Consider the following 20471-nt stretch of genomic DNA (forward strand, 5'->3'; position numbering starts at 1 on the left):
CTCAGCATGCCGCTGCGGCCAGGGAGAAAAAAATGAAAAACGCACTGCGTTCCTTTTTCGACAATTTTCTGCGCAATCGCCACATGCTCCGGCACTTCGAGCGCTGGCCGACGCTGCTGGGCTCCAAGCCGCCCGTCACCGGATCCGCGGCCATGCCACGGGATGTCGCCCATGCGTTGCGCGCCGCTGCGCACGCCGATCCTGGCGACCTGCTCGTCACGTTGAACAGCGCCACGCACGGCCTGCCGGTCGAGAAGGCCGAAGCACTGCGCAAGCGGCTGGGCGCCAACGACGTGCACCACGAGAGACCGCTGCCATGGTGGACACATCTCTGGCAGTGCTTTCGCAATCCGTTCAACCTGCTCCTGACCGTGCTCGCGCTGATTTCCTTCTTCACCGAGGACATGAAGGCGACCGTGGTGATCGGCAGCATGGTGGTGTTGTCCACCGTGCTGCGCTTCCTGCAGGAGTCGCGCTCCAACGATGCGGCGGACCGGCTGCGGGCCATGGTCAGCAACACGGCGACCGTGCTTCGGCCCGACCCGGCAGGCCAGCCCCTGCCGATCGGCGACGGAGGTTTCGATACCTCCTGCAGCGGCAGCCTTCGCATTGAAGTACCGATGAGCGAGCTCGTGCCCGGCGACGTTGTCGCCCTCTCCGCGGGCGACATGATTCCGGCCGATTGCCGCGTGCTGGTGGCGAAGGACCTGTTCGTCAGCCAGTCCGCGCTCACCGGCGAGTCGATGCCGATGGAAAAATTCGCGCTGGGGCAAGGCGGCAGCATTGCCTCGCCCCTGGAGTACGACAACCTCGCGTTCCTGGGCACGAACGTGGTGAGTGGCACGGCCCTGGCTGTGGTGGTGCATACCGGGGCGCGCACCTTCTTCGGCGCGCTGGCACAGCGCGTCACCGCGGTCGCCAAGGGCACCACGGCGTTCCAGGCCGGCATCAATCGCGTGAGCTGGGTGCTGATCCGCTTCATGCTGGTGATGGCGCCACTGGTGCTGCTGATCAACGGGTTCACCAAGGGTGACTGGTGGGAGGCGGCCTTGTTCGCGCTGTCCATCGCCGTCGGCCTGACCCCCGAGATGCTGCCGATGATCGTGACCGCGACGCTGGCCAAAGGGGCGGTCGTGATGTCGCGCCGCAAGGTGATCGTCAAGCGCCTGGAGGCGATCCACAACTTCGGCGCCATGGATGTGCTTTGCACAGACAAGACGGGCACCTTGACGCAGGATCGGATCGTGCTGGAGCGCCACACCAACGCCTGGGGCGAGGCGGCCGACCATGTTCTCAGGCTGGCCTACCTGAACAGCCACCACCAGACCGGCCTGAAGAATCTCCTCGACAAGGCGGTGCTGGCTCACGCCGACGTCGAGCACACCGCAACCTTGAAGGCCGAGTACCGGAAAGTCGACGAGATTCCGTTCGACTTCACGCGCCGGCGCATGTCCGTGGTCGTGGCCAATGGCGGCGAAACGCATCTGCTGATTTGCAAGGGCGCGCTCGAAGAGACGCTCTCCGTCTGCACACATGTTGAGCGGGGCGATGCGGTGCTGCCCCTCGATGCGGAGTTGCTCGCCCGGATCGAGGCCGTGACGGCCGACCTCAACCAGCAAGGTCTGCGCGTGGTCGCCGTGGCCAGCCGCGAACTGCACGCGGGCGAACGCAAGGCAGCCTACGGCGTGGGTGACGAGACGGGGCTGACGCTGGCAGGTTACGTTGCCTTTCTGGACCCGCCCAAGGAATCGACGGCGCCAGCGCTGCGGGCGCTCGCTGCGCACGGCGTTGCGGTCAAGGTGCTGACGGGCGACAACGAACTGGTCACTCGCAAGGTCTGCGCCGACGTGGGCCTGGACGCCGGGACCATCGTGCTCGGCAACCACGTCGAGCACCTGAGCGATGCCGGATTGCGAGACATCGTGGAGCGGCGCCAGGTGTTCGCCAAGCTGACGCCCGCGCACAAGGAGCGCATCGTGCGCGCCCTGCACGACAACGGCCACGTGGTCGGCTTCATGGGCGATGGCATCAACGACGCGCCGGCGCTGCGCGCCGCCGACATTGGTATTTCGGTGGACAGCGCGGTCGACGTGGCCAAGGAATCTGCCGACATCATCCTGCTGGAGAAGAGCCTGATGGTGCTGGAGGAAGGCGTGCTGGAGGGCCGCCGCACCTTCGCCAACATGCTCAAGTACATCAAGATGACCGCCAGTTCGAACTTCGGCAACGTCTTCTCCGTGCTGGTGGCCAGCGCTTTCTTGCCGTTCCTGCCGATGCTTCCGCTGCATCTCCTGGTGCAGAACCTGCTGTACGACATCTCGCAGATTGCGATCCCCTTCGACAACGTGGACGAGGAGTTCCTCACGCGCCCACAGCGCTGGAACCCCGACGACCTCGGGCGCTTCATGGTGTTCTTCGGGCCCATCAGCTCGATCTTCGACATCGCGACCTATACGGTGATGTGGTTCGTCTTCGCGGCCAATGCGCCGGAACACCAGACGCTCTTCCAATCCGGCTGGTTCATCGAGGGCTTGCTGTCGCAGACGCTGATCGTGCACCTGATCCGCACGCGCAGGATCCCCTTCCTGCAAAGCAGGGCCGCCTGGCCGCTGCTGGGCATGGGGGCGGCCATCGTGGCCGTGGGCATCTGGCTGCCGATGGGCCCACTGGCGCACTACTTCAAGCTGCAGGCGCTGCCGCTCGGCTATTTCCCATGGCTCGTGGGCATCCTGCTCGGCTACATGGCGCTGACCCAGATGGTCAAGGGCTGGTACGCGCGGCGCTACGGGTGGCAGTGAGGCGGCGGATTTGTCATGTTGCGCTGCTCCGGAGACGCGATGGTGATTGCCGGCGCGGCGCCCGGGAGACGAAATGGAAGCATGGAAGAATTTCGACCTGTACTCGCTGCTCGACACGCTCGTGAGCATCGGCGCCGCCTTCGTGCTCGGCGGAGCGATCGGCCTGGAACGCCAGATCCGCCAGCGCACGGCGGGCCTGCGCACCAACACGCTGGTGGCGGTCGGCGCGTCGGTGTTCGTCGACATGGCCAACCGGCTCCACGGCCATGAAGGCGCCGTTCACGTGGCGGCGTACGTCGTCTCGGGCATCGGCTTCCTAGGGGCCGGCGCGATCATGAAGGAAGGCGCCAACATCACCGGGCTCAACACGGCGGCGACGCTGTGGGGCTCGGCCGCCGTCGGCGCCTGCGCCGGCGCCGATCTGATCGGCGAAGCGCTCGTTGCTGCGCTGTTCGTCCTGGCCAGCAACACGCTGCTGCGTCCGGTGGTCAACCGCATCAACCGGCGCCCCGTCCATGAGGAGTTCAGCGAAGCGACCTATGTGGTCTACGCGACCTGTTCGCGCAGCGCGCAACCCGAGGCACGGGAAAAACTGGTCGACCTGCTGGAGGCGGCCAACTACCCTGTTCGAGACGTCGCCCAGCATGCATTCGGGCAGGACGACGCCGAAATCGAAGCCACCTTGTACGCCACCGCGGTCGAGCCCGAGGAACTCGACAAGGTCGTGAGCGACCTCGAGGCCCAGCCCGGCATCCGGCAGGCATTCTGGAATGCCAGGTCGGAGGACTGACCGCGAAGTGACCCCCGGCATGAGGTAGGCCGAGATGTTGTCGTTCGCGTGGTAGCGGCAGTCGGCACCGATCAGGCGGTAGCGGATGCGGTCGGACGCGCTCATGGGCGCGGGCGGTGCTTCGGACCTGAAGATCGGGTCCGAGTTTTCTGTCGTTCTCAGCATGGGGCAGGTCGTGCTTCACAGCGACTTCAGGTACTCGGCCAGATCCGCGATCTCCTGCGCGCTCAGGCCCAGTCCGCGCTTCGTGTTGTAGGTGCTGGCGACGTCCTTGAGCGTCGCAGCCGAACCGTTGTGGAAGTAGGGCGCGTGCTGCCAGGCGCCCTTGAGCGGCGTGGTTCGATATTGCTTGCTCGCGGAGCGCGCGGCATAGCTCGGAGACTCCGGCTCGGCCATCGAGTCGGCGGGTGGGTGCAGCGTCGCATTGGCGTCCGTGAACAGGGCGCCGCTGTGGCAGCTCACGCACTTGCCGGCCCCCGCGAAGACGAGCCTGCCCCGTTCGGCCGCAGCGGCATCGAAGCTGCCAGCCGGCGCGGCGGGCGCCTTCAGCGACAGCTGGTAGGCCTGCAGCGCCGGCAGCTTGCTCGTGACCAGATCCTCGGTGCCATGGGTGATGCTCAGATGGAGGCGCGGCTCCGAGACCGATCCCTGGCCACCCATCTCCGCCACGGCCACGTACCGGTTCCAGTACGCGGGCTCGCTGCCGTCGCCGGTGAAGGTCACGCTGTGAATGCCCTCCAGCCCGTACGCCGGAGGGATCACCACCGGGTTGCTGATGCCGTCGACGTTGTGGCGCGGGTCGAACTTGCCCTTGCCCCAGGAATTGAAGACGGCCTTCATCGCCGCGTCCACTGCCGGCGACAGCGCGATGATGGCGCCCGGGTTGAGATCCCGGTTGGCCCAGCCGTCGAGCCGTTTGCCGATGCCCGGCGCGAAGGAATTGTCGACGGTCGAATGGCACAGCGCGCAGGTGATGCCGACGCGGGTCAGCGCGTCCTTGCCGTTGACGGTCTCGACCTTGCCCTTGAGGCCGACCACGGCATCGAGCTTGAGCAGGGCGATGGTCGTGGCCGGGCTCTTGAGGTCGACGCTGCCGTCCCGGATGCCCTGCACCACCGCCGCCGGCAACGCTTCGGCGTCCACCTTGAGGCCCACCGACAGTGCGGTCACGGGGTCGACCGCGGTGCCGATGACTTCATGCATCCTCAGCGTGTCGCTCCACTGGGTTTCGTCGCCGAAAGTGTCGAAGCGAAAGATGGCCTTCCCCTCGGCGATCAGCGCCGTCTGCTCGGCCTGCCGGGACGCTGCCACCGCGGCGAACTGCTGTGCGCCCGAATCGTTGGACCCGCCGCCGCATGCGCTGAGCGAAAGCGCCGCGCTGAAGAGACTCGTGACCAGGATGCCGTGCGAGTCGACCGGGAACTGCGGCCTCGATGTCTGTTCTTGCATGACGTTTCCTTTTTGTTCATCGTTTCGCCGCTGCCTGCTTGCCGCACTCGGCGCCTGCGTTGGCATGCTGGAGGTAGGCGATCAGGTCGGCGCGGTCCTTCGGGTCGGCGATGCCGTCGTAGGTCATCGTGCTGCCGGGCACCACGCTCAGGGGCTTGGCCAGGAAGCGGTCGAGCGTCTTGTCGTTCCAGGTGATGCCGGACGCCTTCATCGCCGGCGAGTACCCGTAGCCGGGCACGCTGCCCGCGAGCCGGCCGAAGAGCCCGCAGTGCCGCGGGCCGACGCGATCGACGGCCAGCGCGTGGCAGGCCTGGCATCTCGCATAGACCTGCTCTCCGTGAACGGCGTCGGGCGCGGCGGCCGCGGGTCCGGCTGCACCGACCGCCAGCGCGGAGGCCGCCATGAGCGCAGCCCCGATGAGCCCGCGCGCGGTCACGACATGAAGGCCGACGGAACCGGCGCTTCGCCGAGCGCCTGGCGCAGCACCGCCCAGTGCATCGCTTCGTCGCCCAGGATGCTGGCGGCGGCCTTGGCCAGCTCGCGGTCGCCGAACAGCGGCACCGCGCCCAGATACGCGCTCACGGCGCCCTGTTCCAGCTTGGCCGCGAACCTGAGCACGTCGGCCTGGGATTTCAGCTGTTCGGCCGGGAAGCCATAGGCCTGCTTGGCCGTCACCGGCTTGCCGCCCAGTTTCTCGATGGTCTTGGCAAGCACGCTCGCATGCTCCTTGTGATGGCCCTGGAAGGTCACGGCCAGGTCGAGCACCGGTTTTTCGAGCAGCTTGCTCTCGGCGCCGAGCTGGTAGGCGGCGATCGCTTCGAGCTCCGCGCCCAGCGCGGTGTTGAGAATCCGCGTATCGGCGGCACTAGCGTCGCCGGCCTTGGCGGCCAGCGCATCCTTGCCGGCCAGCAGCGCGACGGCCGCAGCCGACAGCACCAGCCCGGATCGGCCCAGGAACAGGCGGCGCGCCGCCATCGGGGTCGGCATCAGAAAGAACGACATGGTGATCTCCTCGTGGGTTGTCAGTCGCGGGGAATTTCCCGCTGGGTCGCAAGCTTTGCCAGCACGCCGCCGACGATGCGGTCGCAGCGGTCGCCGGCAAACGAAAAGGCGTCGCCGACGGCGAGGTCGACATCGCGCGACAGGCCCTCGCGCAGCAGGCTGCGTGCGCGAAAGAAGCGCGTTCGCACGGTGGCTTCGGGCATGTCGAGAACGACCGAGACCTCCTCGACGCTCATTTCCTCGACGGCGCGCAGCACGAAGACCGTGCGGTAGAGATCCGGCAGGCGATCGATGCGGGTCTCGATCAGCCGGCGCATTTCCTCGCGCATGGCGAGCCGGTCGGGCTGCCGATCGATGTCGTCCTCCATCCATGGCTCCTCGGTGGGTTCGTCGCCCGACGCCGAAGCGTCGAGGGGAATCACCCGCGCGCTGCGCCGGCGCAGGCGTGTCAGTGCTTCATTGACCACGATGCGCACCAGCCACGTGGAGAGCTTCGCGTCGGCACGAAAGCCGGCGAGCGCGCGCCAGGCCTTGAGGTACGCATCCTGCAAGGCGTCCTCGGTGTCGGCGTCGTTGTGGAGGACGCTGCGCGCGGTGCGAAACAGGAGCTGGTTGTGGCGCCGCATGATGGCTTCGAAGGCGGCCGAGTCGCCCTGCGAGGCGCGCAGAGCGAGCTCCGCATCGGAGGTTCCTTCGAGCGCCACGGCGCGTGACGGATGGTGTGCGTTGTGCATGTTGGCCTTTCACCCGTTAGACGGGGCGACTGCGCGGCACGTTTCAACTTTCGGCGCCACGGATTCCGTGGCTGCGTCCCGATCAGGACGAAAGACGCGAGCTCAGCGCTTCTTCGACGCTCGCCCCGGACGCTGCTGCGATGCGGACTTGCCCTGGGCGGCGCGCGGGCTCGCCACCTGCCTGAGGCCGGCCAGCGCCGGATCCACGAGCTTGCGGTCGCAATCCGCCGCGTAGACCGCATACGCGGGATACAGAAACTCCGGCATGTCGGGCACGCGGCGCAGGCGCCCCGATTCGAGATGGGCCCGGACGACGTCGAGCCGGAAATAGCCGGTGCCGCCGGCGGCAAGAAGGTACTCGCGTCCCAGCGGGCCGAGGCCGGCCTTCACCGCGGCATTGGAGAGTTCGGGAAAGGCAAGCCCGTGCTGCGCGGCGAATTCCGGGCCCCAGTCGACATACACGTAGTCCGCGGCGCGGGGAGGGCGTGCGCGCTTGGCGGTGGTGACCATCACGAGCTTCTCCTCGATCAGGAGTTCGACGCGCAGCCCGGGGCGATGCTGCGGCGCATAGACGATCGCGATGTCCAGCACGCCGTCGGCCGTCTTGTCGAGAAGATGGCCCGGAAAGCCGACCTCGGTGCGGATCGCGAGATGCGGCGCGGCGGAGCGCATCCACAGCATCCACTGCAGCAGCAGCGGATCCCAGAGGCTGACCTCGCAGCCGATGCTGAGCGCGGCGCGCCGACCGGCGGGCACCGCCACCTGGTGACGCGCGCGCTCCCAGACCTGGACCAGGCTGGTCGCGTGCGGCAGGAACTGCTCGCCCGCGGGGGTCAGCGTGGCGCCGGACTTGTTCCGGACGAACAGGGCGCGGCCCAGCAGCTCCTCGAGCGTGCGCACGCGCGCGCTGACCGAGGTCGGCGTGACATGCAACTGCTCCGCGGCGCGCAGGAAGCTGCGTGTCTGCACGATCTCGAGGAAGGTCTGGGCGAGCGTGAGATCCATCCGGCATCCTTGTTTGGATGAGAAATTATTGCAATGAAACGGCAATAAAAGTCATTTTACTTTGAGGAAAACCAGGGAGATCATGATGGCCATGGTCCCCGCGTGGAGCGCGAGGCCGGTGCATCGAAGGGCGCCCTCCGCGCCCAACCCGAAAGGAGCGCACCATGAAAGCCAGCGATGTCATGACCGCACCGGTCATTTCGGTGGATCCCGACACCAGCCTGCACGAGATCGTCGAGACCTTGCTGGCGCACCGGATCAGCGGCGTGCTGGTGGTCGAGGGCGGCCAGGTGGTGGGCACGGTCGGCGATGGCGATCTGCTGCATCGCCACGAGATCGGCACCGACCAGTGGGCCGACTACCGAACCTGGTGGCAGCGCCTGACCCAGTCGAGTCCGGCCCCGGGCGCCTACGTCCGGTCGCACGGCGGGCGTGCCAGGGACGTGATGAATCGGGATGTCGTCACGGTGTCGGCGGACGAACCGCTCGGGCGGATCGCCGTGCGCTTCGAGGCGCGCCATATCCGCCGCATACCGGTGCTGCGCGACGGCCAGTTGGTGGGCCTCGTGACGCGTGCCGATCTCGTGCGCGCGCTGGCGAACAGCACGGCCACCGCCCGCGCCGCCGACCCGAAGCAAGGCGACGAGGAAATCCGCAACCGCCTGCTGGACGAACTGAGCCGGCAGACCTGGTGGTCCGGCACCTGGTCGAACGTCTTCGTGCACGAGGGGATCGTCAGCTACGTCGGCGTGGTCCAGCGCCCGGCGGACCGGGATGCGGCGCGGATCGCCGCCGAGAACATTCCGGGCGTCCACGGCGTCGAGGACCGGCGCATGCAGTACGGCGACTGGCAGCCGATGTTCTGACGGCGCACCGCTCCAGGGAACAGGCCATGGATCCGCACATCCCAGACACGCTGTACAGGCCGGTTTGCGAATTGCTGGGCAGCCGCTTGCCCCTGGTCCTTGCGGGCATGGGCGGCGTGGCGCGTTCCGAACTGGTCGCCGCGGTCTGCGAGGCCGGAGGGTTCGGCTTTCTCGGCATGGTGCGCGAACACCCGGACTTCATCCGGGCCGAGGTCGCCAGGGTGCGCGAGCGCACCGGCCGCAGCTTCGGCGTCAATGTCATTCCGGCGGCGACCGAGGCGCGGCTGCTGGCCGGACAGATCGCCGCCTGCATCGATCTTCAGGTCCCCGTGGTGGGCCTCTTCTGGGACCTGTGGCCCGCGGTCGTCGATCGGCTGCGGGCGGCCGGCATCCTGGTGGTCTGCCAGGTCGGCGCGGTCGAGGAGGCGCGCGCGGCCGAGCGGGCCGGCGCCGCGATCCTGATCGTCCAGGGCCGCGAGGCGGGCGGGCACGTGCGCGGCGAACGGCCGCTCCTGGAGCTGCTGCCCGAGGTGCTCGCCAAGGTCGCCGTGCCGGTGCTCGCCGCGGGCGGGATCGCCGACGGGGCGGACGTGGCGAACCTGCTGTCCCTGGGCGCCCAGGGTGCCGTGCTGGGCACCGCCCTGCTGGCGACGCACGAGTCCTTCGCGCACGCGCACCACAAGCAACGCATCGTCGCCGCCAGGGAGGGCGACACGCGGTTGACGCAGGCGTTCCACATCAACTGGCCGCCGGGTGCGCGCGTGCGCGTGCTGGCGAACGAGGTGACGCGCGGCGAGCGGGGCGATCCCTTCACGTCCCCGAGAACGGTCATCGGCGAGGACGCGGGTCGGCCGATCGTCCTGTTCAGCACCGACTCCCCGCTGCGCTCGACCACCGGTGATCTCGAGGCGATGGCCTTGTATGCGGGGGAGGGCGCGGCGCGCATCGGCACGGTGGAGGGCGCGGCACAACGGCTGCGGGCCATCGCCCTGGATGCCGCCACGGCCCTGGCCGCGCGGCCCGGACCGCTGCACGAGAGGGTCGACGTGTCGTCGCCGGTTTGCTATGCCGAAGAGCTGGATGCGGCCTACGTCTCGCCCATCGGCCGCGAGGAACTGCTCGCCTCGCTGAACGAGCTGCTCGAAGCGGAGCGCGCCGGCGCCCGTGTCGCGATGCAGTTCATCAAGGAAGGCGGAGATGGCGCGCTCGGGCAGCTCGGCGAGCAGATCCGACGCGACGAGGTCAAGTGGTGCGGCATGCTCATCCGGGCGATCCAGTCGATCGACGCCGCGCCGAGCACCCGCACCGGTGCCTTCTACGACAAGGCGATGGCGATCGAAGACCCGGGCAAGCGGTTGGCGTTCCTGAATCGCGGCCAGGCCTGGGTCGTCGACAAGCTGACGGCGCTGCTGCCGCGTTTGCGCGACGGCGCGCTGCGCGACCAGCTCGCCGAGATGTGCGCGCGGCATGCGGACAACATCGTGCAGGTGGGCGGCTTCCTGGATCGCCGCGCCCTGGAGGCTATCTCCCCTGGAACACCGGCTCGCGCCGGGCGGTCATCGCCGCCACGCCTTCCTTGATCGCGTCGACGAGTCCGGCGCGCCGAAGCCTGTCGGTGCGCCCATTGCGGCGGCAATCGCGGCATGGCACGCATCGTGCAAAACGATGGCATGCTGCCTTTCGTGATCGAGACTTTCCCCCAACAACTCGGTAGATGGGGCGCGGGCCAGGCCCAGGCGCTGCGGGTGCTGCTCACCCTCGGAAGCCTGATGGCGGCGTGCGGCGCGGGCGGGCGGATGGAGGCCGTGACCCCGCTGTTCCTGGGCGCCATCGCCAGCGCGCTGGCCGAGACCGACGACAGCGGGCGCGGACGCTATCGCGCCCAGGTCGTCACGCTGGCCTGCTTCGCGGGGGCGGCTTTCGCCGTGGCGGGCCTGATCGATCGCCCCTCCCTCTTCATCACGAGCCTCGCGCTCGCCGCGTTCTGGCTCACGATGCTCGGGGCGGTCGACGCGCGCTACAAGGCAATCGGCTACGCCACGCTGATCCTCGCGATGTACACCACCCTGGGCATCGACAACCACCCGCTGGCGGACACTGGCGAGCACTACCGCGAGCTGTGGCTCCTGCTGGCGGGCGCCGCGTGGTATGGGGTGTTCTCGGTGGGCTGGTGCGTGGCCTTCCCGGCCCAGCCGGTGCAGGCGCGGCTGGCCAGGCTGTACGCGGTGCTCGGCGACTACGTGCGTTTCAAGGCCTCCCTGTTCGAGCCCTTGCGCGGCATCGACATCGAACGCAAGAGGCTGTCGCTCTCGCAGCTCAACGCGGAGGTGGTGCTCGAACTCAATGCGGCCAAGGAAAGCATCTTCCGGCGCATCGGGGCGCGCGCGCCCACGGGGCGCATCGCGCGCTATCGCGGGCTCTACCTGATCGCGCAGGATGTGCATGAACGCGCGAGTTCGTCCCACGACGACTACAACGCGCTGGCGGACGCCTTCTTCCACAGCGACCTGCTCTACCGCTGCCAGCGCGTGCTGCACCTGCAAGGCGAGGCTTGCCGGCGACTCGCGCTGTCGATCGAGCGGCGCGAGCCTTTCGCCGCCGACACCGCGACGGTGCAGGCGCTGGCGGAACTGCGCAGCGCGATCGCGCACGAGCGCAGGCGCGCGCAGGAGCCCGGGCGACTGGCGCTGCTCGCCTCCGTCGAGGCGCTTGCGCGCAACCTGGAGCAGCTCGACGGGCAACTGGCCGGCGCCAGCCAGCCCTCGGCGCGGGCCGGGCGCACGGACATGGGCCTGCTCGACCGCTCGCCGCGCTCCTGGCGCGACGCGGCGGATCGCGTTCGGCGCCAGCTCGCGCCGCGCTCGCCGCTGTTTCGCCATGCGCTGCGGCTGGCGGTCGCGCTGGTGGCCGGCTATGGCGTCATGCGGCTGATCCACCCGGCACAGGGCTACTGGATCCTGCTGACGACGCTGTTCGTCTGCCAGCAGACCTGGGGCGACACCGTGTCGCGCATGGGCCAGCGCATGGCGGGCACGGCGCTCGGCGTGGTGATCGGCTGGGCGCTGCTGGAGCTGTTTCCCCAGCAGCTGCTCCAGGCGCTGCTGGCCGTGGCGGCCGGCGTGCTGTTCTTCGCGACGCGCGCCACGCGCTACCTGCTGGCGACGGCGTGCATGACGGTGCTGGTGCTGATGTGCTTCAACCAGGTGGGCGACAGCGGCGTGCTGATCGTGCCGCGGCTGGTCGATACCGCCATCGGCAGCGCGATCGCGGGGCTCGCCATGGTGCTGGTGCTGCCCCACTGGCAGGCGCGGCGCTTCAACGAACTGGCGGCCGCGGCGATGCGCAACCAGGCCCTCTATCTGCGCGAGATCGCCGCGCAGTACCGCGCCGGCGCCCGCGACGACCTGCCCTATCGGCTGGCCAGGCGCAACGCCCACAACGCCGACGCGGCGCTGGCGGTCGCGGTGTCCGAGATGTTCCGCGAGCCCGCCGTCGTGCGGCCGCGCGCCGGCGTGGCGCTGCGCTTCCTGATTCAATCGCACACCCTGTTGAGCTACCTGTCGGCGCTCGGCGCGCATCGCGTGGCGTTGCAGAGGCCGGCGCATGCCGAGGCGCTGGGCGCCGCGGCAGCCATCGCGGGCGAGGCGCTGGAGGCCCTGGCGGCGAACATCGAGCGGGCGTCCGCGGATGCCGTCGAGCCGATGGCGGCGACGACGCCGGCCGATCCCCAGGTGCTGGCAGGCCTGATCGGCTCGGACGACGAGACCGACCCCGCGGTGCAACTGCTGCGCACCGAACTGCGGCTGATCGGGCTGCAGATCGAGGCCCTGCGCGGCTACGCCGTCCGATGGCGGCAGCTGGAGGCTGGCGCGGCAGAAGGCGGGTAGGCGGGCGCCGGCGAACGGCCCGCCGGCCGTTCAGGTGCATGGCCCGGCAATTGCTTGACCTTGCCGACGGCGTGCGTGAACACGCAGTTTGTTCCCCATACGGAACAAACTGCATTGTTTTGGCGCTTTTTGGATGCATTTCCCGTCCAGGTTCGGGCAAACACTCATAAGAAAGTCATTCGACTCCCTTGATTCGCCTTGATGTTTGATCAAACATCAAACATCAAGAATTTTTCGCCACTCAGGTACCCATGAAGGATCCGACTTCGCCCCCGTTCGACCCCCTCGCGGCCCTGGAACCGATCGTCCGCTCGTCGGTGAACGAGTCCGTCTACCAGGCCTTGCGCAACAAGCTGATGCACGGCGAGTACCGCGCCGGCCAGCTGCTGGGCATCCAGTACCTGGCCGATGCGCTGGGCACCAGCACGATGCCGGTGCGCGAGGCGCTGCGCCGGCTGGTCGCCCAGCAAGGGCTGGAGCCCATGCCCAACGGCACCACGCGGGTGCCGTTGATCACCAAGGCGCGGCTGGACGACATCCGCCGCTCGCGCATCCTGGTCGAGGGCACCATCACGGAGTGGGCCGCCGCGCGCCTGTCGCCGGCCACGCTGGACACGCTCGCGCGGCTGGCCGAGGACATCACGCGCGCTCGCCGCGGCCGCGACGGCATCGCGACCAGCCTGGAGCAGAACCGCGTCTTCCACTTCACGATCTACCAGGCGGCGGAGTCGCCCGTGATGATGGCCGTGATCGAAAGCCTCTGGCTGCAGTCGGGCGCCTACCTGCGGGCGACGCGCGAGTTCCTGCACACCGACCAGGAGCCGGCCGACCAGCTGCACGAATCCACCATCGAGGCGATCCGCCAGGGCGACTACGCCCGGGCGCGCAAATGCATCGAACTCGACGTCTCGTGGATCTTCGACCGCCTGAGCCTGGAATCGCTCGGCATCGATCTCCCTGCCCAGCCGCAGCCCGGCTGAACACGATCTCTCACCCCACCGAACCGGCGGTCTGCGCACACGTCGCCCCCGCCGACCCTTGACTCCAGCACCCACGAAACATGTTGCACAAGCACCGATCGAAAATGGTTACCCAGGGCCCCAGCCGGGCCGCCCACCGCGCCTTCCTGCGCGCCACCGGCATGGGCGACGAGGACATGGACAAGTCGCTCGTCGGCATCGTCAGCACCGCGGGCGACAACACGCCCTGCTCCAAGTCGCTGGGCCCGCAGGCCGACAGCGCCCGCCTGGGCGTGGCCGAGGGGGGCGGTTTTCCGGTCTCCTTCTCCACCATCTCGGTGTCCGACGGCACCTCGATGAACCACGACGGCATGCGCATGAGCCTGCTGTCGCGCGAGCTGATCGCCGACAGCATCGAGGTCGCCGTGCGCGGCCATGCCTATGACGCGCTGGTCGGCTTCGCGGGCTGCGACAAGACCCTGCCCGGCACCATGATGGCGATGGTGCGGTTGAACGTGCCGTCGGTGTTCGTCTACGGCGGCTCGATGCTGCCGGGGCGCACGGCCGAGGGCGGCGAGAACACCGTGCTGACCGCCATCGAGGGGGTGGGGCGCTACCAGACCGGCGAGATCACGCGCGCGCAGCTCGACCAGGTCGAGCGCAGCTGCGCCATGACGGTCGGCGCCTGCCCGGGCCAGTTCACCGCCAACACCATGGGGATGGTGGGCGAGACGCTGGGCCTCTCCATGCTGGGCTCGGCCACCATGCCCGCGGTCTACAGCGAGCGCTACGCGCTGGCGCGCCGGGCCGGACGGCGCGTGATGGAGATGCTGCGCAGCGGCGGCCCGCTGCCGCGCGATCTGGTGACCCGCAAGAGCATCGAGAACGCCTGCGCCGCCGTCGCCGCCACGGGCGGATCGACCAACGCCGCGCTGCACATTCCCGCCATCGCGCACGAGGCCGGCATCCGCTTCACGCTGGACGACGTGGCCGAGGTCTTCAATCGCACGCCCCTCATCGCCGACCTGCAGCCGGGTGGGCGCTATCTGGCGCGCGATCTCGACGTCATCGGCGGCGTGCCCGCCGTGCTGAATGCGCTGCTGCGCAGCGGCCACCTGCACGGCGACACGCTGACGATCACCGGCCGCACGCTGGCCGAGGAACTGGCCGCCTTTCCGGGAGCCGACGGCAAGATCGTGCGCCACAGCGACGCCCCGCTGCACCCGACCGGCGGCTTGGTCGTGCTCAAGGGCAACCTCTGCCCGAATGGTGCGCTGCTCAAGATCGCCGGCCTCAAGTCGCTGACCTTCGAAGGCCGGGCCCGGGTCTTCGAGAACGAAGAGGCCTGCATGCGGGTCGTGACCGAGCGCGCCTACCAGGAAGGCGACGTGCTGCTGATCCGCAACGAAGGACCGAAGGGCGGGCCAGGCATGCGCGAGATGCTCAGCGTCACGGCGGCGATCTATGGCCAGGGCATGGGCGAGAAGGTCGCGCTGCTGACCGACGGCCGCTTCTCCGGCGCGACGCGCGGGATGTGCATCGGCTACGCCAGTCCGGAGGCCGCCGCGGGTGGCCCGATCGCGCTGGTGCGCGAGGGCGACCGCATTCGCATCGACGCCACGGCCGGGACCATCGAGCTGGACGTCGACGCCCAGGAGCTGGCGGCTCGCCAGGCGGCCTGGAAGCCGCAGGCGTCCGAGCGCCTGGCCGGCGCGCTCGAAAAATACGCGCGCCTGGTCGGGCCGACCCATGAAGGGGCGGTCACGCACGCGGGCCGGGTGATCTGGGCCTACGAAGAACCCGAAAAGGCCTGAGCGGCGGCGAAGCCGCGGCCCGGTGGCCGCCGCCTCTGCAGGCGGCGGGCCGCCTTCCTCCATTTGCGCAAGAAAAGAAAGTCGTTTGACATGAAGATCGGTTTCTGTGGTCTGGGGCTCATGGGCGCCCCGATGGTTCGCAAGTTGCTGGCGGCAGGCCATGCCGTGAAGGTGTGGAACCGCTCGCCCCAGAAGATCGCGCCGCTGGCGGCCCTCGGCGCCGAGGCGGTCGCCACGCCCGCGCTGGCCGCCAGCGACGTCGATGCCGTGCTGCTGTGCCTGTACGACGCCGAGGCCGTCGAGTCGGTGGTGTTCGGCGCCGAGGGTGTGGTCCACGGCACCGGCCTGAAATGGCTCGCCGACCACTCGAGCATTCCGCCCGAGGCGACCCGCGGCTACGCCCGGCGCCTCGAGGCGGCCTGCGGCGCGGTCTGGATCGACGCCCCGGTGTCGGGCGGCATCGCGGGCGTGGAGGCCGGGACGCTGGCGATCATGGCCGGTGGCCCGGCGGACAGCGTGGCGCTGGCGGCGCAAGCCATGCGCGCCTATGCCGGGCGCGTCACCCACATGGGCCCCAGCGGTGCCGGGCAAGCCACCAAGCTGTGCAACCAGGCCATCGTCGCGACCACCGTGGTGGCAATCGCCGAGGCCATCGGCCTCGCGCAGCGCAACGGCATCGAGGTCGGCAAGCTGGCCGAGGCCCTGGCGGGCGGATGGGCCGACTCGAAGCCGCTGCAGGTGTTCGTGCCCCGCATGATCGAGGTCCAGAGCGAATCGATCGGCGCGCTCTCGACCATGCTGAAGGACGTCGACACCGTCGCCGCGCTGGCACAGAAGAGCGACGCGCCGATGCCGGTGACCAGTTCGGTGCAGCAGGTGCTGCGCGCGGCCTCGGCGCTCGGCCTCGGCGCGGCCGAGCTGTCGGCCGTCGTCAGCATCATGCTGCCCGAGCGCCGCGCCGCGTTCGCGCGGACCGTGGGCCAGTGACCGCCACGGAGCCCCGATGCGACTGGCTGCCAACCTGAGCTGGCTCTACGGCCACCTGCCCGAACCCGAGCGTTTCGCCGCGGCGGCCCGCGACGGTTTCACGGGCGTGGAGATCCTGCTGCCCTACGAGCAGCCCGCCGAGTGGTATGGCCGCATGCTGCGCGAGAACGGCCTGCAACTGGTGCTGTTCAACACGCCCATCGGGCCCGCGCCGGGCCACCGCGGACTCGCCGCCGTGGCGGGCCAGCAGGCCGGCTTTCGCCGCGGCTTCGCGCGCGCCCTGGAGGTGGCCCAGGCCACCGGATGCACGCACATCCATGTGATGGCCGGCAACACCGTGGGCCTGGACTCCAAGGCCTGCCGGAAGACGTTGCTGGAGAACCTCGCACATGCGCTGCCGCAGGCCGAGCAGCAGGGGCGGGTACTGACGCTCGAGGCGCTCAATCGCATCGACATGGCGGGGTACTTCTACCACTTGCCGAGCCAGGCGATCGACATCGTGCGGCACTTCGACTCGCCGCACCTGCGCCTGCAGTTCGACTTCTATCACTGCGCCCGGGAGGGCCTGGACCTCAGCGCGGCCGTGCGCGAGGCCGCGCCCTGGATCGGCCACGTGCAGATTGCCGGCACGCCGGGCCGGCACGAGCCGGACCTCGGGCAGAACGACCAGGCCGCCGCGCTTTCGTTGCTCGCAGCGCTGGGCTACGACGGCTGGCTGGGTTGCGAATACCAGCCGCGCGGCGAGCCCCTCGAAGGCCTGCGATGGTGCGCGCCGCTGCGCGCCGAAGGCGTCATCGCATGAGGCGCACGGTGCCCGCCGGCCTCTTTCCGTTTTCCGTTTCCGCTGTCCCCCTCTCTTCATCAACCCTACGAAAGTTTCGCTTCATGACGATTCCTCGCGCCTTCAAGACACTCACCCGCCTGGCCATGGCCTCGGCCCTCGCCGCCTCGGCCGCCTGTGCTTTCGCCGAGGACGCCGCGGTGAAGATCATGGTCGGTTCCGCCGCCGGCAGCGGCACGGACGTGATTGCGCGCCACCTGGCGCTCGGCCTGCAGCAGGAACTCAAGCGCCCCTTCGTGGTCGACAACCGCTCGGGCGCCGGCGGCCAGATCGCGGCGCAGGCGCTCAAGGCCGCCCGGCCGGACGGGCTCACGCTGTTCCTCTCGAACAGCCACACGGTGTCGATGATCCCGCTGACCACGATCAATCCGGGTTTCGATGCCTTGAAGGACTTCGCGCCGGTGGGCCTGGTGGCGATCCATCCGGACGTCTTCGTCATCAACCCGTCGACCATCGGCAACAACGACGCCGGGCTGCGCGAGTTCGCCAGCTGGGCCAAGGCCAATCCGGGCCGGGGCAACGTCGGCGTGCCGGCGCCCGCGAGCGCGCCGGTGTTCGCCGTCGACATCGTCTCCCGCGTGCTGGGCTCCGACCTGAAGTCGGTGCCCTACCGCGGCGATGCCCCGATGCTGCAGGACCTGATCGCCGGCCAGATCCCCGCGGGCATCGGCTCGGTGGGGGCCATGCTGCCGCCCGCGAAGGCCGGCAAGACCCGCATCGTGGCGGTCAACGGGACCACGCGCCTGCCGGTCCTGCCGGATGTGCCCACCTACGCCGAGCTGGGCATCAAGGGCTACGAGGAGGTCATCTTCACCGGTCTGTTCGCGCCGGCCAACACGCCGGCTGCGCTGATGCAGTCGTACAGCACGGCGCTGGCCAAGCTGGTGCGCTCGCCGGAGTTCATCGAGACGCTCGCCAACATGGGCGTCACGGCCACGTCGAGCACGCCGGCCCAGCTCGCGACGCGGGTCAAGGAAACCAACAAGGCCTGGACCACGATGGTCAAGAACGCCGGCTTCCAGCCCCAGTAAGGACAACGAAGATGATCGTGGATCTCAGAACCTACACCCTCGGCATCGGCGCCGTGCCGGCCTTCCTGAAGCTCTATGCACGCGAAGGCCTGCCGGCGCAGAAGCGCCACCTGGGCGCGCCGGTGGGCTACTACACGACGGAAGTCGGCGTGCTCAGCCAGATCGTCCACCTGTGGCAGTACGAAAGCATGGCCGACCGCGAGCAGCGGCGCAGCGCCCTCGAAGCGGATCCGCAGTGGCTCGCCTACAAGGCCAAGAGCCTGGCCGACGGGCACGTGGTGCGGCAGGAAAGCACGCTGCTGAAGAGCGTCGATCTGGCCGCCCTGGCAGGGGAGCCGGCGCGATGACCGGTGCGTTGCGGATCCTCCAGTACGGACGGCTGCCGCCCGGCCTCGAAGCGCAGCTGCAGCAGGGCCACGACGTGCATCCGCTGTGGCGCGAGTCCGCCCCGGACGAATTCCTGGCTGCCCGCGGCGCCGAGTTCTCGGTGCTGGTGACCAACGCCACGGCCGGCGCCGATGCCGCATTGATGGACCGGCTGCCGCGCCTGCGGGCGATCTGCAGCCTGGGCGTCGGCACCGACGCGATCGACCTGGAGGCCGCCCGCGCGCGCGGCGTGGTCGTCAGCAACACGCCCGAGGTGCTCAACGACTGCGTCGCCGACCTCGCGGTCGGCCTGCTGATCGACGTGGCGCGCGGCGTGTCGGCCGCGGACCGCCACGTTCGCCGCGGCGACTGGGTGGCCAAGGGGCCGCCCGCGCTGGGCGCGCGTTTCAGCGGCAAGCGGCTCGGCTTCCTGGGCATGGGGCGCATCGGGCAGGCGGTCGCGCGCCGCTGTGCCGGGTTCGACATGGACATCCGCTACCACACGCCCGAAGCGCTGCCCGGCACGCCCTGGCGCCACGTGCCCTCGCTGGTCGAACTCGCCACCTGGGCCGATTTCCTGGTGGTCGCCTGCTCCGGCGGGCCCGCCACCCACCACCTGGTCTCGGGCGAGGTGCTGCGGGCGCTGGGACCGCGGTCTTTCCTGGTCAACATCGCCCGGGGTTCGGTGGTGGACGAGAAGGCGCTGGTCGAGGCCCTGGAAGCCGGCCAGCTCGGCGGCGCGGCGCTGGACGTGTTCGAGCTGGAGCCGCATGTGCCCGCCGCCCTGCTGGCGATGGACAACGTCGTCGTGCTGCCGCACATCGCCAGCGGCACGGTGGAAACGCGGCAGGCCATGGCGGAGCTCGTGTTGCGCAATGTCCGGCGCTTCGTCGAGTCGGGCCGGCTGGAGACCGAGGTCGCGGCGTAGGCAATGGGACGGACAGCCCCACTGGACAGGGAACTGCTGGCGGACAGGCAGATCGACGCATTCGAAATCAGGGTGCGCTTTGCATGCGTCGCGACGTTCGGTCACCCGACGACTGCGTCGTGGCAGTCACCAACCCAGCCATGATGATGGCGCAGCCTGCGTACTGGCGGGCATCGATCTGTTCACCCAGCACGAACCACGCAATGCACAGTCCGAGTATGGGTACAAGCAGAGTCAGCGGGGCCACACGAGCTACCGGATAGCGAGCCAGCAGCTTGGAGAAGATGCCGTTGCCCAGCAGCGTGCCGCCCCATGCCAAATACAGGATGCTCGCCCATCCGGTGAGCGTAATGCCCGAGATCGCCGACCACGCGCTCGGTACCTCGCCCAATCCCCATGACAGCATTGCAAAAGGCAAGGGCGGGATCAGGCTGGTCCAGACGATGAAGCCCAGGATGTCGAATCGCTCGGGGTGGCGAACTGCTTGCTTGGCCTGCTTGAGAACCACATTGGAGGCCGCCCACGACGCTGCCGCGCCCAGCACCAATGCAAAGGCCGCAGGCGTAATCTCGTTCATGCCATGCGAGATCGGCGCCATGAGCAGCCAAAGGCCCAGGCAGGCCATGGCCATGCCTGCCCATTGGATCCATCGAATCGTCTCGCCCAGGAAGAAGCGAGCAAGGATCAGCGTGAAAAAGGCTTGCGCCTGCAAAGCAACCGATGCGATGCCGGCCGGCAACCCGAGCATGACGGCCAGAAACAGCAGGGCAAATTGCCCGACGCCTACCGTGAGTCCGTACGCCAGCCACCAGCGCCGGGCAATACGTGGGCGTTCGAAGAAGAAGAGCGCCGGAAACGCCGAAAGCAGGTAGCGCAGGCACCCCAGCAGCATCGGCGGCACATCGCCCAGACCGAGCTTGATGACCGTGAAGCTAGCCCCCCAGGTCACCACAAGCACGAAGGCCAGCAGAAGGTCACGGGGGCGAATGTGCATGGTCGAGGGCCGCGGGCGGA

The 20471-nt window shown here is 69.0% G+C and carries 18 protein-coding genes; 12 read left to right on the plus strand and 6 right to left on the minus strand.

Annotation, left to right across the window (positions count from 1 at the left end; translation table 11 throughout):
- Nucleotides 1-32 precede the first annotated feature (32 nt).
- Together mgtA and AB4Z46_RS27630 are read left to right on the plus strand one after the other, a co-directional pair.
- The gene (gene mgtA, locus AB4Z46_RS27625) at nt 33-2798 is read left to right on the plus strand and encodes a magnesium-translocating P-type ATPase (protein WP_442286754.1); all 2766 of its coding nucleotides are present in this window, start codon (nt 33-35) and stop codon (nt 2796-2798) included.
- Nucleotides 2799-2871: 73 nt separating this feature from the next.
- Complete coding sequence (locus AB4Z46_RS27630) at nt 2872-3588, plus strand: MgtC/SapB family protein (protein ID WP_442286755.1); 717 nt, start codon at nt 2872-2874, stop codon at nt 3586-3588.
- A gap of 180 nt (nt 3589-3768) precedes the next feature.
- On the opposite strand, the gene AB4Z46_RS27635 is transcribed toward AB4Z46_RS27630, so the two are convergent.
- The 5 genes from AB4Z46_RS27635 to AB4Z46_RS27655 form a co-directional block, all read right to left on the minus strand.
- Complete coding sequence (locus tag AB4Z46_RS27635; protein WP_442286756.1) at nt 3769-5037, minus strand: c-type cytochrome; 1269 nt, start codon at nt 5035-5037, stop codon at nt 3769-3771.
- A gap of 16 nt (nt 5038-5053) precedes the next feature.
- Nucleotides 5054-5440 carry a c-type cytochrome gene (locus AB4Z46_RS27640; RefSeq protein WP_442286757.1) on the minus strand — a complete coding sequence of 129 codons (387 nt, stop codon included), beginning with the start codon at nt 5438-5440 and terminating at the stop codon, nt 5054-5056.
- Nucleotides 5441-5469: 29 nt separating this feature from the next.
- On the minus strand, nt 5470-6039 hold the full coding sequence (locus AB4Z46_RS27645) for a ferritin-like domain-containing protein (RefSeq protein ID WP_442286758.1): 570 nt from the start codon (nt 6037-6039) through the stop codon (nt 5470-5472).
- 20 nt (nt 6040-6059) lie between these two features.
- Complete coding sequence (locus tag AB4Z46_RS27650) at nt 6060-6773, minus strand: RNA polymerase sigma factor (protein WP_442286759.1); 714 nt, start codon at nt 6771-6773, stop codon at nt 6060-6062.
- Between the two features lie 102 nt (nt 6774-6875).
- On the minus strand, nt 6876-7778 hold the full coding sequence (locus tag AB4Z46_RS27655) for a LysR family transcriptional regulator (RefSeq protein WP_442286760.1): 903 nt from the start codon (nt 7776-7778) through the stop codon (nt 6876-6878).
- A gap of 164 nt (nt 7779-7942) precedes the next feature.
- On the opposite strand from AB4Z46_RS27655, the gene AB4Z46_RS27660 reads away from it, so the two are divergent.
- The 10 genes from AB4Z46_RS27660 (at nt 7943) to AB4Z46_RS27705 (ending at nt 19457) form a co-directional block, all read left to right on the plus strand.
- A complete protein-coding gene (locus AB4Z46_RS27660) occupies nt 7943-8644 on the plus strand; it encodes a CBS domain-containing protein (protein WP_442286761.1) in 702 nt (233 codons plus the stop codon).
- A gap of 26 nt (nt 8645-8670) precedes the next feature.
- On the plus strand, nt 8671-10224 hold the full coding sequence (locus AB4Z46_RS27665) for a nitronate monooxygenase (RefSeq protein ID WP_442286762.1): 1554 nt from the start codon (nt 8671-8673) through the stop codon (nt 10222-10224).
- A 63-nt stretch (nt 10225-10287) separates the two neighbouring features.
- The gene (gene yccS / locus AB4Z46_RS27670; protein ID WP_442286763.1) at nt 10288-12531 is read left to right on the plus strand and encodes a YccS family putative transporter; all 2244 of its coding nucleotides are present in this window, start codon (nt 10288-10290) and stop codon (nt 12529-12531) included.
- 251 nt (nt 12532-12782) lie between these two features.
- Nucleotides 12783-13511 (plus strand): GntR family transcriptional regulator, encoded by a 729-nt coding sequence (locus AB4Z46_RS27675; RefSeq protein ID WP_442286764.1) that lies wholly within the window; start codon nt 12783-12785, stop codon nt 13509-13511.
- Between the two features lie 80 nt (nt 13512-13591).
- On the plus strand, nt 13592-15304 hold the full coding sequence (gene ilvD / locus AB4Z46_RS27680) for a dihydroxy-acid dehydratase (RefSeq protein WP_442286765.1): 1713 nt from the start codon (nt 13592-13594) through the stop codon (nt 15302-15304).
- 90 nt (nt 15305-15394) lie between these two features.
- Complete coding sequence (locus AB4Z46_RS27685) at nt 15395-16291, plus strand: NAD(P)-dependent oxidoreductase (RefSeq protein WP_442286766.1); 897 nt, start codon at nt 15395-15397, stop codon at nt 16289-16291.
- A 16-nt stretch (nt 16292-16307) separates the two neighbouring features.
- Nucleotides 16308-17093, plus strand: a complete 786-nt coding sequence (locus AB4Z46_RS27690) for a hydroxypyruvate isomerase family protein (RefSeq protein WP_442286767.1) — start codon at nt 16308-16310, stop codon at nt 17091-17093.
- Between the two features lie 83 nt (nt 17094-17176).
- A complete protein-coding gene (locus AB4Z46_RS27695) occupies nt 17177-18163 on the plus strand; it encodes a tripartite tricarboxylate transporter substrate-binding protein (protein ID WP_442286768.1) in 987 nt (328 codons plus the stop codon).
- Between the two features lie 11 nt (nt 18164-18174).
- The gene (locus AB4Z46_RS27700; RefSeq protein ID WP_442286769.1) at nt 18175-18510 is read left to right on the plus strand and encodes an NIPSNAP family protein; all 336 of its coding nucleotides are present in this window, start codon (nt 18175-18177) and stop codon (nt 18508-18510) included.
- Entirely contained in the window at nt 18507-19457 is a 951-nt protein-coding gene (locus tag AB4Z46_RS27705) for a 2-hydroxyacid dehydrogenase (protein WP_442286770.1), read from the plus strand. Before AB4Z46_RS27700 ends, AB4Z46_RS27705 begins: the two co-directional genes overlap by 4 nt.
- A 67-nt stretch (nt 19458-19524) precedes the next feature.
- On the opposite strand, the gene AB4Z46_RS27710 is transcribed toward AB4Z46_RS27705, so the two are convergent.
- The gene (locus AB4Z46_RS27710; RefSeq protein WP_442286771.1) at nt 19525-20451 is read right to left on the minus strand and encodes an EamA family transporter; all 927 of its coding nucleotides are present in this window, start codon (nt 20449-20451) and stop codon (nt 19525-19527) included.
- Between the last annotated feature and the right edge of the window lie 20 nt (nt 20452-20471).

This window comes from Variovorax sp. M-6, from assembly GCF_052114385.1.
GTDB lineage: Bacteria > Pseudomonadota > Gammaproteobacteria > Burkholderiales > Burkholderiaceae_C > Variovorax.

Coding starts and splice junctions, on each gene's coding strand:
- AB4Z46_RS27660 (WP_442286761.1), top strand. CDS start 7,943: ATGAAAGCCAGCGATGTCATGACCGCACCGGTCATTTCGGTGGATCCC.
- AB4Z46_RS27700 (WP_442286769.1), top strand. CDS start 18,175: ATGATCGTGGATCTCAGAACCTACACCCTCGGCATCGGCGCCGTGCCG.
- AB4Z46_RS27665 (WP_442286762.1), top strand. CDS start 8,671: ATGGATCCGCACATCCCAGACACGCTGTACAGGCCGGTTTGCGAATTG.
- AB4Z46_RS27645 (WP_442286758.1), bottom strand. CDS start 6,039: ATGTCGTTCTTTCTGATGCCGACCCCGATGGCGGCGCGCCGCCTGTTC.
- AB4Z46_RS27705 (WP_442286770.1), top strand. CDS start 18,507: ATGACCGGTGCGTTGCGGATCCTCCAGTACGGACGGCTGCCGCCCGGC.
- AB4Z46_RS27635 (WP_442286756.1), bottom strand. CDS start 5,037: ATGCAAGAACAGACATCGAGGCCGCAGTTCCCGGTCGACTCGCACGGC.
- ilvD (WP_442286765.1), top strand. CDS start 13,592: ATGTTGCACAAGCACCGATCGAAAATGGTTACCCAGGGCCCCAGCCGG.
- AB4Z46_RS27675 (WP_442286764.1), top strand. CDS start 12,783: ATGAAGGATCCGACTTCGCCCCCGTTCGACCCCCTCGCGGCCCTGGAA.
- AB4Z46_RS27640 (WP_442286757.1), bottom strand. CDS start 5,440: ATGGCGGCCTCCGCGCTGGCGGTCGGTGCAGCCGGACCCGCGGCCGCC.
- AB4Z46_RS27690 (WP_442286767.1), top strand. CDS start 16,308: ATGCGACTGGCTGCCAACCTGAGCTGGCTCTACGGCCACCTGCCCGAA.
- AB4Z46_RS27655 (WP_442286760.1), bottom strand. CDS start 7,778: ATGGATCTCACGCTCGCCCAGACCTTCCTCGAGATCGTGCAGACACGC.
- AB4Z46_RS27650 (WP_442286759.1), bottom strand. CDS start 6,773: ATGCACAACGCACACCATCCGTCACGCGCCGTGGCGCTCGAAGGAACC.
- AB4Z46_RS27685 (WP_442286766.1), top strand. CDS start 15,395: ATGAAGATCGGTTTCTGTGGTCTGGGGCTCATGGGCGCCCCGATGGTT.
- AB4Z46_RS27695 (WP_442286768.1), top strand. CDS start 17,177: ATGACGATTCCTCGCGCCTTCAAGACACTCACCCGCCTGGCCATGGCC.
- mgtA (WP_442286754.1), top strand. CDS start 33: ATGAAAAACGCACTGCGTTCCTTTTTCGACAATTTTCTGCGCAATCGC.
- AB4Z46_RS27710 (WP_442286771.1), bottom strand. CDS start 20,451: ATGCACATTCGCCCCCGTGACCTTCTGCTGGCCTTCGTGCTTGTGGTG.
- AB4Z46_RS27630 (WP_442286755.1), top strand. CDS start 2,872: ATGGAAGCATGGAAGAATTTCGACCTGTACTCGCTGCTCGACACGCTC.
- yccS (WP_442286763.1), top strand. CDS start 10,288: ATGGCACGCATCGTGCAAAACGATGGCATGCTGCCTTTCGTGATCGAG.